We start from the raw sequence: 14,262 nt of genomic DNA, 5'->3' as shown, positions 1-14,262 counted from the left end.
CCCAACTAATAACTCCTTACTCCATACTTCTCTCCATCCCAATCATCAATCCCACAAATTTGCTATAGCCTTCCAACCCGTCTTTTTGTTGGTTGAATTTTAAGAAGTTGTCGTAAAAGGTTTTGAAAATCGGTTCTAAAAACGTTTTATATTCTTCATGGAATTGTTTGCTTTCTTCAAAGTTTTTGATAACTCCGAGATTGAGTAATGGTAGAAATTTTTCACTTCGCCCTTCTTCGATGCGTTCTAAATTTCGTAGGCAATGTTTCACCGCAAAACTATAACCGGAATATTGAAAGTAAAGATCATCACTTTTGATAGAAGCTAAAAACCCGATAAAATTGGCTTCGCTTTCGCTGGCATATCCAATTTGATGAGCCATTTCGTGCAACGTAGTAGTTGGAAAATTATACTTCGGCAAACAATCATTCACTTGAGCTTCATTGGTAAATGGATTCAAATAACCGCCAAATCCCATATAACTCAGCGGTACACTGATTAATGAGGGTTTGATACTTGGCTTTTCATACAATAGAAAAGGAAATTCTTTTTCAACAGAAGTATAGCTTTTTAAACTCAAGTTAAAAATTTCTTCAGTAGAGTAGGGAACGACCACTTTCACAGAATCATTTTTTGTAATTTGTTTATGAATTGCATTGGTTTTTTTAAGCAATTTTATGGTAAAAGCTTCTAATTCTTCGGTTGAATATTCTTTATCGATTTCTAATTTTACATACATCGGAATCCGATGATAATTGGTTGCCCACAACAAATGAAACAGAAAATAAAAAACAGAAGCAAAACTTGCGACTTTCAACAAATTGTCTTTCCAATTGGTTTTCCACGTTTTTCGCACCTTCCAAAACCATCGGAAAACTAAAAACAAAACGATTCCGTAAAGTAAATCACCAATGGAAATCGACGTAAATCCAAACGTGGTTCTCGAAATTTTTGAAATAATTGGGTACATTCCATTACTGTAATATTCTTCTATAAATTTTGGAAATAATGAAGCGATTTTTAATACAATGATTTGTATTAAAAGGAATAGTGGAAGAATGTATTTTTTTTGAATCATCATGGATGTAAAGATAGAGATTTTGGATTGTTCGATCTTTGGATTTTTAGATTGTTTGAATGTTTGATTAGTAGATTATTAGATTTCCGCCAAGTCTTTCATTCTAATAATCCGATAATCTAAAAATCCTTTTCCATCCAGTCTTTCATTCTAACAATCCAACAATCTAAAAATCTAACAAAAAAATTAACTTATTTATTTAGAATAAATAAGAATAATATTTTTACTTTTGTGACATCATTTTTCAATCATGGGAAAAGCAAAAAAATCGGAAAAAGTAATTTATTTCTGCGACGGCAAAAAATGCTGTAAATACAACAAAGAAATCAAAGATTGTCTGAAAGACTTGGTAAAAGACAATGGCTTAAAAGAAAAAGTTGCGATTGAAAAAATGAAATGCCAAGGCATGTGTAAACAAGCTCCTGTTTTGTGTATCCACAAAAAAGAATGTGTGGGCAAAGTTTCTAAAAAGGATGCTAAAAAACTCTTCGAAAAGCATATCGCATAATCACTCGTTTTTTTGTAACTTTGTAATTCAAAAAATAAGTTCCAATGGAATATATTTCAGACAGAATTACAATTGATGACAAACTTTGTAATGGTAAACCAACCATTCGAGGATTGCGAATTTCTGTGCAAACAATTTTAGAATTTTTAGGAGCGGGAGAAACAAAAGATGAAGTTTTAAGGCAATATCCATCTTTGGAAATGGAAGATATAGATGCTTGCTTGAAATTTGCCTCCGCTTTGATGAATAGAAATTACACCATCAAAAAAGTAGCTTAAATGGTTAAATATTTGATTGATGTAAATCTTCCTTATTATTTTTCACTTTGGAATTCAGAAGAGTTTATTCATCAAAAAGATATTAATGATCAATCATCCGATGAAGAAATTTGGCAGTATGCTAAAAATAATAATTTGACGATTATTACAAAGGATGTTGATTTTTCCAATAAAATTCTATTGCACGAACCACCTCCAAAAGTGATTCATATTCGTTTTGGAAATATGAAAATGAATGAATTTTTTGCTACAATGAATAAACTTTGGAAACATACTTTAGAAATAAATGATACTCATAAATTAGTAAACGTTTTTGTAGATAGAGTTGAAGGAATTAACTAAAAACTTAGCAACTCAGAATCTCAGCAATTCAGAAAAAATGAACCAAGAAATCAGAAACTTAGAACCCAAAGCACTTTGGAATAAATTTGCCGACTTAAACGCTGTTCCTCGTCCGTCTAAAAAAGAAGAACGCGTAATTGCTTTTATGATGGATTTCGGAAAGCAATTAGGCTTAGAAACCATGAAAGATGCCGTCGGAAACGTCATCATCAAAAAACCGGCTACTCCGGGTATGGAAAATAGAAAAACCATTGTGATGCAATCGCATTTAGACATGGTGCATCAAAAAAATAACGATACGACTTTCGACTTTGACAAGCAAGGCATCGAAATGTATGTGGATGGCGATTGGGTGCGTGCTAAAGGAACGACTCTTGGAGCAGACAACGGTTTAGGCGTGGCGACTATCATGGCGATTTTAGAAAGCAAAGACATTCCGCATCCGGCCATTGAAGCCCTTTTTACCATTGACGAAGAGACTGGAATGACAGGAGCAATGGGTTTAAAAGGAGGTTTGCTGAATGGAGAAATTCTGTTGAATTTAGATACCGAAGAAGATGATGAAATTGACATCGGTTGTGCCGGTGGAGTAGATGTAACCGCAACCCGAAATTATCAAGAAGAAGGAACTCCTGAAAATTCGTTAGCTTTCATCATAACCGTAAAAGGTTTAAAAGGCGGTCATTCGGGGATGGATATTCACAAAGGTTTGGGTAATGCCAACAAAATCATGAACCGTTTGTTGTTTGATGGTTTTGAAAATTTCGGTTTGCAAATTGCGGAAATTAATGGAGGAAGTTTGCGTAACGCCATTCCAAGAGAGAGTGTAGCAAAAGTGATTATTTCGGCGATTTATGAAGGAGCATTTCAATTGGATATGCAAGAAGTGATTGACGATATTAAAAGAGAATTTAAAACCACGGAACCTAATTTAACCATTGAAATCACCGCATCCGAGTTGCCTGAAAAAGTGATGGAATTAGGCGTTCAAGAAGGATTAATTCGTGCGATTTATGCGGCTCATAATGGTGTGTATCGCATGAGTGCTGATATGGCTGATTTGGTGGAAACCTCCAATAATATTGCGAAAGTAACTGTGAAAGACGGACAAATCTCTGTGCAATGTTTGACTCGTTCCTCGGTGGAAACCTCTAAATTTGATTTAGCAAATGCCTTGCGTTCTGCGTTTGAATTAATGGGTTGTGAAGTGACTTTTGGCGGAAGTTATCCGGGTTGGACACCGAATGTAAATTCACCCATTTTGGATGTTTTAGTCAATATTTACGAAAAACAAAACGGAACAAAACCCAATGTTGTAGCGTGTCACGCCGGTTTAGAATGTGGTATTTTGGGAACCAATTATCCAGATATGGATATGATTTCGTTTGGCCCAACGATTCACGGAGCTCACTCTCCGGATGAAAGAGCTTCGATTTCATCGGCACAAAAATATTGGAAATTTGTGATGGAGATTTTGGAGAATATTCCGTTGAAAGGGTGAGAATATGGAATATAGAAAATAGAGAATCCCGATGTGAGTCGGGATTTTTTTGTTTTGTACTTTAGTAATGGAGTAGCTATTAACAATTTTTTTGAACGTGTCTACGCTTAATAATCTTGTCGATCTAAGCTAACTAAGTTCTAATTACCATGATAATATTTCTTCGTGTAATAAAGATCATACTTTATCTAAAATCTCGACAATATCTTGAAACGGATGTTACCAGCTGCCTTTGTTTTGAACGAAACTTTCCCATCTTAATTTGTTTTCATTTAAATCCTCTTCTCTAGAGTAAAATGATTCTTCATTTTTTAAAAAAAGATTTAGTTGATTGTAAACAATATAAAGTTTTTTACCTTCAATAACTTCACTAGATATAACCTCGCCAATTTTTTTTCTCCAAATCTCAGTTAAAATAAAATGTGCAATTATTCCTTTTTCATTATCAGTTAATAAAGAAATCAATTGAGGTGTTACTTTCTTTCCAAGTTTAACAATTTCATCACCAGTTTTACTTCTCATTTCAGCACCCCAAATACGCCCAGTCGTAACTACTATTTGACTATTATTAATACTATCAGAAAGTTCATTGAAACTTTTATTTTGCCCGATTGAAATTTGAAAAAAAAGGATTAAGAAAGTTGAAATAAATATCTTCATAATTCAAGGGATTTTTATACGGTTGCTGCGGAATGGTTTATATGTCTGATAAAATCAATTTTTTGTTTACCAAAAATAATAGAATAGTGACAGTTTTTATAAACTTCAACAACAAAAAAACCACCAATTCACCAATCAAAAATCAGAAAATCTTGAACAATTAAACACTTTCCAAATCTTGATACTTTGTTTGCAAAGAATAAATTTCCTTTCCATCATAATCAAACAACTTACTACAATCCATCACGTTTGGAATGTTGTCAAATTTGCAGAGTAAAGCGATTACGGCTTCTAAACCGTTAAATAAAACCTTTTTGCCTACCTTTTTTGAGGAAAAAGTGGTGTGGTGAAGGGGAAGCTGATATCCACACGCTTGCAAGAACGTTTTTTCAATTTCCAATAATTCCAATGGGGAATAACCATTGAATTTTCTTTCCAGTCGCTGGTGAACTAATCCAACATAGTTTAATTGTAAGCTGCCATTAGCATCTGAAAACTCTTTCCAATACGTTTTGTGGTCTAAAATCGTTCCCACAGCACAATGCTGAAAAGACAAAGGTTTTAAGTTATTTTCGTGAAATGCTTTGTACAATTTATTGACAGCCTCATTAAATCTTTTTGAAGTTTCCATGACGTAATAGTTTGAATACAATCAAATTTAAGCATAATTTCATAAACCATCAATGGAACAATCGTTAACTCTTCAGGACAAAAAATTAATGTACTTTCTTAAACGGAAAACCTTGTTTTTTTCCATTACCACTAATTTCTGCATACAAACTGTCTTTGTTGACTAGTTTATAGGTAATTTTTTTGGGAAAATCGTGTTCGGGATTTTCAAAAACTAAATAATCTGAAGTGGAAGAGGTTAATTTAAACGCTACCGGTTTTTCTTCATTTTGATTAGGAACGGATACGATATAAAATAAATCATTCTCTTGTTGTTTCAATCGAACAGTTTCGGCAAATAACGTGTCTTTTCCGTTAATGAAATAACTTTCACCTACCAAAACAGAGTCATTTTCTATTTTCCATTCTTCGGAGAAAATTCCCTCAGGCGTTTTGTTTTCCCATCGACCTAAAAACCAGTTGACTTTTTCTAATTCTGCGTAAGTTGCTGATTTTTGTTCACAAGAAAAACAGCAAATTGCAAGTAGAAACAGGACGTAAATTTTATTTTTCATAACCAAAGATTTTGCTAAACAATACTACAACAAAACATTGAAATGTTAAACTTGAAACTTGAAACAAAAAATCGTACTTTTGCACTCCAAAATAGAGTACTACAACTATGTTAGACAGATTACAATATGTAAAACAACGTTTCGACGAGATTTCCGACTTGATTATTCAACCGGATGTGATTGCCGATCAGAAGCGTTATGTGCAATTGAACCAAGAATACAAAACCTTAAAAGGGTTGGTAGACAAACGTGAAGAATACATCCGTTTAACCCAAAATATAGCAGAAGCCAACGAAATTATTGCTGATGGTTCAGATGCCGAAATGGTGGAAATGGCTAAAATGGAATTGGATGATGCCAAACAACGCCTTCCTGAATTAGAAGAAGAAATAAAGTTCATGCTCATCCCGAAAGACCCGGAAGATGCTAAAAATGTGATGGTGGAAGTTCGTGCCGGAACCGGTGGCGACGAAGCCTCCATTTTTGCAGGAGATTTATACAGAATGTACACCAAATATTGTGAAAGCAAAGGTTGGAGAACTTCTGTAGTAGATATGAACGAAGGAACAGCCGGAGGTTTCAAAGAAATTATTTTTGAAGTTACCGGAGAAGATGTGTACGGAACTTTGAAATTTGAAGCAGGCGTTCATCGTGTACAGCGAGTTCCACAAACGGAAACACAAGGACGAGTGCATACATCAGCAGCAACCGTTATGGTTTTACCTGAAGCGGAAGAGTTTGATGTTCAAATCGATATGAATGATGTGCGAATTGATTATTTCTGTTCGTCAGGTCCAGGTGGTCAGTCGGTAAACACGACAAAGTCTGCTGTTCGGATGACGCACATTCCAACCGGATTAGTAGCTCAATGTCAGGACGAAAAATCGCAGCATAAAAATAAAGACAAAGCGTTAACGGTTTTGCGTTCGCGTTTGTATGAATTGGAATTGGCCAAAAAACAAGCGGAAGATGCGACTAAGCGTACGTCACAAGTGAGTAGTGGTGACCGTTCGGCGAAAATCCGTACGTATAATTATGCTCAAGGTCGGATTACCGATCACCGCATTGGATTGAGTATTTTTGACTTAGACGGATTCATGAACGGAAATATCCAAAAAATGATTGACGAATTACAGTTGGTAGCGAATACTGAAAAACTAAAAGAATCGGAAGTATTTTAAACCAAATAAATCACAAGAAGCCCACTCTAAATGTTGGGCTTTTTTTACACCCAATAATTCATATTTTTTTGAGAACTTTGTAACAAACCAGAACGATGACCACCCCACAACTTATTGAACAAATTCAGCAAAAAAAATCATTTTTATGCATTGGTTTGGATGTTGATTTGACTAAAATTCCGAAACATCTTTTAGCTACTGACAATCCTATTTTTGAATTCAACAAAGCCATTATTGATGCTACACATGATTTGTGTGTTTCCTATAAACCCAATACCGCCTTTTATGAAGCATATGGGTTAAAAGGGTGGCAATCCCTACAAAAAACAATTCAATATATCAACGAAAATTATCCTGAAATGTTTACCATAGCCGATGCGAAGCGAGGCGATATCGGCAACACTTCGACCATGTATGCCAAAGCTTTTTTAGAAGATTTGAATTTTGATTCGGTTACGGTTGCTCCTTACATGGGAAAAGATTCAGTAGAACCGTTTTTGGCTTTTGAAAATAAACATACGATTTTATTAGCTTTAACTTCCAACGAAGGTGCATTCGATTTTCAAACGAAACTTTCCGGTGAAAAGGAAATGTATAAACACGTTTTAGAAACTTCCAAAACCTGGAAAAACAGTCAAAATTTGATGTATGTGGTGGGGGCAACAAAAGCAGACTATTTCACTGAAATCCGAAAAATTGTTCCCGATAGTTTTCTTTTAGTTCCCGGCGTAGGAGCACAAGGCGGAAGTTTGGAAGAAGTTTGTAAATACGGAATGAGTGACAATATTGGCTTGTTAATCAATTCTTCCCGTGGTATTATTTATGCTTCAAATGGAACTGATTTTGCTGAAAAAGCAAGAGCAGAAGCGTTGAAGTTGCAAAAGGAGATGGAAGAAATTTTGAAGAGATAATGCTGAATTTTGTTGACCAAATAGGAGTCGAACATACTTTCAAAGCCACTCCCAAACGAATCGTTTCCCTCGTTCCTTCTCAAACGGAATTGTTATACGATTTAGGATTGGAAGAGGAAATCGAGGGCATCACCAAATTTTGTGTCCATCCCAAACATTTGAAAGCAACCAAACAAATAGTTGGCGGAACTAAGCAAGTGAAAATTGATAAAATAAAAGCCCTTCAGCCCGAAATCATCATTGCCAATAAAGAAGAAAATACAAAAGAAATTGTCGACGAATTGAGTAAAATTTGTCCGGTTTGGGTGACCAATATTGTTACTATTGAAGACAATTTTCAGATGATTTCAGATTTTGGAAAGCTCTTTAACAAACGCACGGAAGCTCAAAAATGGAACGATAAAATTACTTTTGCGTACAATGATTTTCAACAATTTATCAAGGATAAACCTTTTCGAAAAGTGGCTTATTTTATATGGGCAAATCCGTATATGGTAGCCGGTAAAGAAACCTTTATCAATGAATTGCTCAGGTTGAATCGTTTTCAAAATATTTATGAAGAAAAAGGACGTTATCCCGAAATTGAATTGAAAAAAATTCGAAAAGAAGGTGACCCGGAAATTGTTTTTTTATCCTCAGAACCGTTTCCGTTTAAAGATGAACATGCTTTTGAAATAGGTAGACATACACACCACGCTAAAACAATTTTTGTAGATGGGGAAATGTTCTCTTGGTATGGAAGTCGGTTATTGAAAGCGTTTAACTATTTCAAACAACTTCATCAAAAACTATAGTTCAACTTCATCAAAAACGAGTTCCTCTTTTTGCGGAGTAGAAGCTTTTTTTATTTTATCACTTGGATTTTGTTTTTTCTTTTTTATGAAGGTTGAGAACTCTTCTTTTAAAAAAACCAAGTCTTTATTTTCTTTAAATACGCCTTTCATTGGGGTTGAAATTTCTTTTGACAAAGATACATTATTAAATGATTAATTTTTCTTTAAGATTTGTTAAGATTGATTTTGTGGATAAAAAGACTAATTTTGCCCAAAACTTACAGTATTGATTGCGCATACAGTTTATAAAAATAAGAACAGTTCAGAATGGGTTACTTTTGTCCATGGTGCCGGCGGAAGTTCTTCTATTTGGTATAAACAAATCAGGGCATTTCAGAAGCATTTCAATGTTTTGTTGCTTGATTTGCGTGGACACGGCGAGTCTAAACCCACTTTCAAAAACGAATTCAAACAAAGGTATACGTTTCAATCGATTGCTCAAGATGTTCACGAAGTAATCAATCATTTAAAAATAGAATCATCTCATTTTGTTGGTATTTCACTCGGAACCATTGTGATCAGGCAATTGGCAGAAATGCATCCTAATCGGGTAAAATCGATGATTATGGGAGGAGCAATTTTAAAAATGAATTTCAGGTCCCAAATTCTGATGCGTTTAGGAAATATTTTTAAATACCTTTTGCCATATTTACTATTGTATCGCTTTTTTGCATTTGTGATTATGCCGAAAAAAAAACACAAACAATCTCGTTTACTTTTTATCAATGAAGCTAAAAAGTTGTATCAAAAAGAATTTATCAAATGGTTTAAATTAACAGCCGAAATTAATCCGGTTCTTCGATGGTTTCGTCAAGTTGAAATTAATATTCCTACCCTTTATGTGATGGGTGATGAAGATTATATGTTTTTACCTTCTGTAAAACAAGTGGTTGAAAAACACAATAAAACAGCAGAATTATTTGTAATAGAAAACTGTGGACACGTAGTGAACGTGGAACAACCAAATCAATTTAACGTAGAAGTAATTTCTTTTTTAAAATCAAAAGCATAAAAAAAAGTCAGCGGTCTCAATCACTGACTTTCTTTCTTACTAACTAACTCTAACCAAACAAACTTTTATGATACAAATATCGGAAGAAATTTGAAGAGTTGGTGTTAAGTATTTGTTATATATATGTTATTGATTATTAAAAATTTAGGTATCTCATATTTCAACCTGAAACTTCTATTTGTTATCCTGCATTGCAAAAACCTTTCTCAATAAATCAGAACTTCTTGCACTCAAATTTGTGCGAATTTCTTTTTCTTCTACGGCAATCATTTTAAAAACACCTTCCATCGCTTTGTTTGTGGTGTAATCGGTTAAATCAGGATTTACTTTTTTTACCAATGGAATAGAATTGTATCGCGTAATAATATTCTCCCAAACTTTATCAGCTCCCACCTTACCAAACGAATTTTTAATAACCGGGTTAAATTTACCATACAACGCCGTAGAAGTCGAATTCTGTAAATACGTGGTGGCCGCCGTTTGATTGCCCATCAAAATATTTTTCGCATCATTAAATGTCATTTGCTTCACCGCATCTACAAAAATCGGAGTGGCTTCTTTAACAGCGTCTTCTGCAGCACGATTCAAAACTTTCAAACCTTCATCTGCCAAACTCGATAAACCAATAGCTCGCAATCGGGAATCAACCATTTTTAATTCATCAGGAAGTAAAATTTTTACTGCTTCATTCTTAAAAAAACCATCTGTTTTGGTCAATTTCGAAACTTGTTTGTTGATTCCGTTGTTCAACGCTTCTCTCAGTCCGCTAGCAATATCGGCATTGCCGAGTATACCACTGGTTTGAGGAAGTTGAGCAGCAATTTGTTGCATTTCCGCACAACTAAAAAAAGTAAAGGCACATAAAAATAAAATTGTTTTTTTCATAGTAGATAAAATTTAATGTGTCAAAAATAAGCAATTACTATGCCTTTTTTAGCGTTGGGGCAGATAAGTTTCAGGTTTCAGGTTTCAAGTTGATGCGTTCATTTTCCATAAAAGACTTATTGCGAAGCATTCTTTTCTGTGCTTTCCGTGTTTTCTGTGAGATAAAAAACCACACAAAAATTTCTTCTCCGCACCAAAATCAAACTTAAAACCTGAAACTTGAAACCTGAAGCAAAAATCATTAACTTGAAACTTGAAACCTGAAACAAAAAAAACATAATATTTTTTATTAATTCCGTAAATTGCACCCTCAAAAACATCATTTTATTATCAATGGAACAAGCAACTCCTTATATTCCTAAAAATAAAGTAAGAATTGTAACTGCCGCATCCCTTTTCGACGGACACGATGCTGCCATCAACATTATGCGTCGTATCATTCAAGCCACTGGTGTAGAAGTGATTCATCTTGGTCACGACAGAAGTGTGGAAGAAGTTGTAAACACGGCTATTCAAGAAGATGCCAATGCCATTGCCATGACATCCTACCAAGGTGGTCACAACGAATATTTCAAATACATGCATGATTTGCTCAAAGAAAAAGGAGCCGGTCACATCAAAATATTTGGTGGTGGAGGAGGCGTAATCCTTCCTGAAGAAATCAAAGAATTACACGAATACGGCATCACCCGAATTTATTCTCCCGATGACGGACGTGCCATGGGTTTACAAGGAATGATTAATGATTTGGTCCAACAAGCTGATTATCCTATTGGCGACAATTTGAATGGTGAAGCGAATCACTTGGAAGAAAAAAATCCAAGAGCCATTGCCAGGGTGATTTCTGCCGCAGAGAATTTTCCGGATATTGCTAAAGAAACCCTCGATGCCATTCACAAGAAAAACGAAACTTCCAAAATCCCCGTTCTCGGAATCACCGGAACAGGTGGAGCCGGAAAATCATCATTAGTGGATGAATTAGTGCGTCGTTTTCTAATCGATTTCCCGGAAAAAACAATCGGATTAATTTCCGTCGATCCATCCAAACGAAAAACGGGTGGAGCATTGTTAGGCGACAGAATACGAATGAACGCCATCAATAACCCTCGCGTTTACATGCGTTCGTTGGCCACTCGTCAGTCGAATTTAGCGTTATCCAAATATGTTGCCGAAGCCATTCAAGTGCTCAAAGCAGCCCAATACGACATCATTATTTTGGAAACCTCCGGAATTGGTCAAAGCGATACTGAAATTTTAGAACATTCTGATGTTTCATTATACGTGATGACACCTGAATTCGGTGCCGCAACCCAATTGGAAAAAATCGATATGTTGGATTTTGCTGACTTGGTTGCCATTAACAAATTCGACAAAAGAGGTTCACTCGATGCTCTACGTGATGTGAAAAAACAATACCAACGAAATCACAATCTTTGGGATGCCGATTTAGATTCGCTACCCGTTTTCGGAACCATTGCTTCGCAGTTTAATGATCCTGGAATGAATACGTTGTATAAAAAAGTGATAGACAAAATCGTCGAAAAAACAGAAGCGGATTTGCAATCTACCTTCGAAATCACACGTGAGATGAGCGAGAAAATTTTCGTCATTCCGCCACACAGAACGCGTTACCTTTCTGAAATTTCAGAGAATAACCGCAAGTATGACGAAACCGTTTTATCACAAGTAGGAGTCGCTCAAAAATTATACGGCATTTATAAAACCATCGAATCGGTTGGTCATATCAATACATTAGGTTTAACCAAATACGGCTTGAATGAAGAGCAACTGCAAGCGGCTCAATCTTCAACCAATCAAGAATTTTTGAGTTTACTAACCAAAGAATTCGACCGAGTAAAAATGAACCTCGACCCTTTCAATTGGGAAATCATTTTGAATTGGGACGAAAAAGTAAACAAATACAAAAACCCGATTTATTCGTTTAAAGTTCGCGACAAAGAAATCAAAATTCAAACGCATACCGAATCCCTTTCGCATTCGCAAATACCAAAAGTTGCCTTACCCAAATACCAAGCGTGGGGCGATATTTTAAAATGGAATTTACAGGAAAACGTTCCCGGAGAATTCCCCTTTGCTTCCGGATTGTATCCGTTTAAGCGAGAAGGCGAGGACCCCACCCGAATGTTTGCCGGAGAAGGCGGACCGGAGCGAACCAACCGTCGTTTTCATTACGTGAGTTTGGGAATGCCCGCCAAGCGTTTATCCACTGCATTTGACTCGGTAACCTTGTATGGAAATGACCCGGATCATCGTCCGGATATTTATGGGAAAATTGGAAATGCCGGAGTTTCCATTTGTTGTTTGGATGATGCCAAAAAGTTGTATTCCGGTTTTGATTTAAGTCATCTGATGACTTCGGTGAGTATGACGATTAACGGGCCGGCTCCAATGTTATTGGGCTTTTTTATGAATGCTGCCATCGACCAAAATTGTGAAAAATACATTTTGGAAAACAATTTGCAAGATGAGGTGGAAGAAAAAATCAACGAAATTTACAAGAAAAAAGGTTTCGAAAGACCTCGCTATAACGGAGAACTTCCCAAAGGAAACAACGGTTTAGGCTTGATGCTTTTAGGCGTAACCGGAGACCAAGTGTTGCCGATGGAAGTGTACAACGATATTAAAATGAAAACCTTAGCACAAGTTCGCGGAACGGTGCAAGCCGATATTTTAAAAGAAGATCAGGCACAAAACACCTGTATTTTCTCCACTGAATTTGCACTTCGATTGATGGGCGACGTGCAGGAATATTTCATTCAAAAGAATGTGCGTAACTTCTATTCGGTTTCTATTTCGGGTTATCACATTGCAGAAGCAGGAGCAAACCCGATTACGCAATTGGCGTTCACGTTGGCGAATGGTTTCACTTACGTGGAATATTATTTGAGTCGTGGCATGAATATCAACGATTTCGGACCTAATTTATCCTTCTTTTTCTCCAACGGAATCGACCCGGAATATGCCGTGATTGGCCGTGTGGCAAGAAAAATTTGGGCAAAGAAACAACCAAAAAAATAAATACGGAGCCAACGAAAGAGCTCAGATGTTGAAATACCATATCCAAACCTCGGGACACGTTCGTTGCACGCTCAGGAAATTGATTTTAATGACATCAGAACGACGTTACAAGCGTTGTATACGATTTACGACAACTGTAACTCGTTGCACACGAATGCGTATGACGAAGCCATCACCACACCAACTGAAGAATCGGTGCGTCGTGCAATGGCGATTCAGTTGATTATCAACAAAGAATTAGGTTTAGCTAAAAACGAAACCCAGTCAAGGTTCGTTCATCATTGAAGAGAATTAACCGATTTAGTGGAAGAAGCCGTTTCTGAGAATTCGACCGCATCACAGAACGTGGTGGTGTGTTAGGTGCGATGGAAACCATGTACCAACGTTCTAAAATTCAAGAAGAATCAACTGTATTATGAAACCTTGAAACACTGCAATTGAATTCCCAATTATTGGGGTGAATACGTTTTGAGTTCCAAGGTTCGCCCACGGTGATTCCGGCAAGAGTAATTCGTGCCACTGAAGAAGAAAAACAATTTCAAATTAAAACCTTGGAAACCTTACATCAGCTACGCCGAAAAGGTAAAAGAGCAGTTGAACAATCTGCAGGAAGCCGCCGTCAAAACAAAAACATATTTATGAAAAACTGATGAAGCCACCAAATATTGTTCGCTGGGACAAATTACGAGTGCGTTGTTTGAAGTGGGTGGGCAGTATGGGAGGAATATGTAATATAACTTTATATGATTTTAAAAGGACGACGGGAGTTGTCCTTTTTTTTGTTCTTGTTAATAAGAGGCTGTGTCATTTCTTAATAAGGAATTATTATTTGTTTCGAAGTCAGAGACAT

14 protein-coding genes and 2 pseudogenes are annotated in these 14,262 nt (G+C 36.0%); 10 read left to right on the top strand and 6 right to left on the bottom strand.

Going from position 1 to position 14,262, the window contains the following annotated elements:
* Positions 1-16: 16 nt before the first annotated feature.
* A complete protein-coding gene (locus tag R2782_RS11995; RefSeq protein WP_371268497.1) occupies positions 17-1,081 on the bottom strand; it encodes a DUF3810 domain-containing protein in 1,065 nt (354 codons plus the stop codon).
* Between the two features lie 247 nt (positions 1,082-1,328).
* Here R2782_RS11995 and R2782_RS11990 point away from each other — a divergent pair, with 247 nt between their 5' ends.
* The 4 genes from R2782_RS11990 to R2782_RS11975 are packed head-to-tail and all read left to right on the top strand — an operon-like array spanning position 1,329 to position 3,707.
* Positions 1,329-1,586: a (2Fe-2S) ferredoxin domain-containing protein gene (locus R2782_RS11990; RefSeq protein ID WP_371268496.1), complete on the top strand. Its 258-nt coding sequence runs from the start codon at positions 1,329-1,331 to the stop codon at positions 1,584-1,586.
* 44 nt (positions 1,587-1,630) lie between these two features.
* Positions 1,631-1,864, top strand: coding sequence for a DUF433 domain-containing protein (locus tag R2782_RS11985; protein WP_371268495.1), 234 nt, complete (start codon positions 1,631-1,633; stop codon positions 1,862-1,864).
* Positions 1,865-2,206, top strand: coding sequence for a DUF5615 family PIN-like protein (locus R2782_RS11980; protein ID WP_371268494.1), 342 nt, complete (start codon positions 1,865-1,867; stop codon positions 2,204-2,206).
* A 37-nt stretch (positions 2,207-2,243) separates the two neighbouring features.
* A complete protein-coding gene (locus R2782_RS11975; RefSeq protein WP_371268493.1) occupies positions 2,244-3,707 on the top strand; it encodes an aminoacyl-histidine dipeptidase in 1,464 nt (487 codons plus the stop codon).
* A 219-nt stretch (positions 3,708-3,926) separates the two neighbouring features.
* Here the strand turns inward: R2782_RS11975 and R2782_RS11970 are convergent, their stop codons facing one another.
* From R2782_RS11970 to R2782_RS11960, 3 genes are all read right to left on the bottom strand, one after another.
* Positions 3,927-4,367 (bottom strand): hypothetical protein, encoded by a 441-nt coding sequence (locus R2782_RS11970; protein ID WP_371268492.1) that lies wholly within the window; start codon positions 4,365-4,367, stop codon positions 3,927-3,929.
* 160 nt (positions 4,368-4,527) lie between these two features.
* The gene (locus R2782_RS11965; protein ID WP_371268491.1) at positions 4,528-4,998 is read right to left on the bottom strand and encodes a Na(+)-translocating NADH-quinone reductase subunit F; all 471 of its coding nucleotides are present in this window, start codon (positions 4,996-4,998) and stop codon (positions 4,528-4,530) included.
* Between the two features lie 85 nt (positions 4,999-5,083).
* A complete protein-coding gene (locus R2782_RS11960) occupies positions 5,084-5,551 on the bottom strand; it encodes a DUF6265 family protein (protein ID WP_371268490.1) in 468 nt (155 codons plus the stop codon).
* 107 nt (positions 5,552-5,658) lie between these two features.
* On the opposite strand from R2782_RS11960, the gene prfA reads away from it, so the two are divergent.
* From prfA to R2782_RS11945, 3 genes are all read left to right on the top strand, one after another.
* Complete coding sequence (prfA, locus tag R2782_RS11955) at positions 5,659-6,732, top strand: peptide chain release factor 1 (RefSeq protein WP_333696599.1); 1,074 nt, start codon at positions 5,659-5,661, stop codon at positions 6,730-6,732.
* 95 nt (positions 6,733-6,827) lie between these two features.
* Positions 6,828-7,643, top strand: coding sequence for an orotidine-5'-phosphate decarboxylase (gene pyrF / locus R2782_RS11950; RefSeq protein ID WP_371268489.1), 816 nt, complete (start codon positions 6,828-6,830; stop codon positions 7,641-7,643).
* Positions 7,643-8,437, top strand: coding sequence for an ABC transporter substrate-binding protein (locus R2782_RS11945; RefSeq protein WP_371268488.1), 795 nt, complete (start codon positions 7,643-7,645; stop codon positions 8,435-8,437). Before pyrF ends, R2782_RS11945 begins: the two co-directional genes overlap by 1 nt.
* Here the strand turns inward: R2782_RS11945 and R2782_RS11940 are convergent.
* A complete protein-coding gene (locus R2782_RS11940) occupies positions 8,432-8,611 on the bottom strand; it encodes a hypothetical protein (protein ID WP_371268487.1) in 180 nt (59 codons plus the stop codon). The two genes, R2782_RS11945 and R2782_RS11940, sit on opposite strands and share 6 nt — an antisense overlap.
* A 91-nt stretch (positions 8,612-8,702) precedes the next feature.
* Here R2782_RS11940 and R2782_RS11935 point away from each other — a divergent pair, with 91 nt between their 5' ends.
* A complete protein-coding gene (locus tag R2782_RS11935; protein WP_371268486.1) occupies positions 8,703-9,488 on the top strand; it encodes an alpha/beta fold hydrolase in 786 nt (261 codons plus the stop codon).
* A 174-nt stretch (positions 9,489-9,662) separates the two neighbouring features.
* Here R2782_RS11935 and R2782_RS11930 read toward each other — a convergent pair whose 3' ends face one another.
* Complete coding sequence (locus R2782_RS11930; protein ID WP_371268485.1) at positions 9,663-10,373, bottom strand: DUF4197 domain-containing protein; 711 nt, start codon at positions 10,371-10,373, stop codon at positions 9,663-9,665.
* Positions 10,374-10,706: 333 nt separating this feature from the next.
* On the opposite strand from R2782_RS11930, the pseudogene R2782_RS11925 reads away from it, so the two are divergent.
* A pseudogene (locus R2782_RS11925) lies at positions 10,707-12,113 on the top strand (cobalamin-dependent protein); the annotation flags it as partial.
* 120 nt (positions 12,114-12,233) lie between these two features.
* Positions 12,234-13,697 (top strand): annotated as a pseudogene (locus tag R2782_RS11920) (methylmalonyl-CoA mutase family protein).
* Positions 13,698-14,262: the final 565 nt, after the last annotated feature.

This window comes from Flavobacterium sp., from assembly GCF_041392085.1.
Lineage (GTDB): Bacteria > Bacteroidota > Bacteroidia > Flavobacteriales > Flavobacteriaceae > Flavobacterium.
The sequence above is the reverse complement of the archived record's forward strand: the minus strand, read 5'-3'. Positions and strand labels throughout refer to the sequence as shown.